Origin of the sequence: Burkholderia sp. Ap-955, assembly GCF_011753045.1 — a bacterium.
GTDB classification, from domain to species: Bacteria; Pseudomonadota; Gammaproteobacteria; order Burkholderiales; family Burkholderiaceae; genus Burkholderia; species Burkholderia lata_D.
Map to the genome: position 1 here is coordinate 1 of NZ_VWWH01000236.1, position 419 is coordinate 419.

The window sequence follows — 419 nt, forward strand, 5'->3', positions numbered from 1 at the left end:
CATCTTGAGATACATCGATACAATCACAACCCGGATAGTTTTCACGTCCATCTCAAGACGCTTCCGCTATCCAAATTACTTACTTCTTCCAGATTGTTAAAGAACGACAGCCGATACGTACTACGTACCGCTCTGACTGGCTCAATCGCCAATGAGAAAAACTCGAACCAAACTTCATTCGAATGTTTGTCATTGAGGATTATCGAAAGCGGCCGGCATTATAACCGATTAAACCGCTAACAGACAGTCTTTCTGTCTTTATCAACAGCCGATAAGCGTGAGCGCTCAACTTTGCGAGAAGCTCTGGAAAGGAGGTGATCCAGCCGCACCTTCCGATACGGCTACCTTGTTACGACTTCACCCCAGTCATGAATCCTACCGTGGTGACCGTCCTCCTTGCGGTTAGACTAGCCACTTCT

General features: G+C 47.0%; 1 rRNA gene. It reads right to left on the minus strand.

The features are described from left to right. Positions 1–307: 307 nt before the first annotated feature. Positions 308–419, minus strand: a 16S ribosomal RNA gene (locus F3J15_RS37535); the annotation flags it as partial.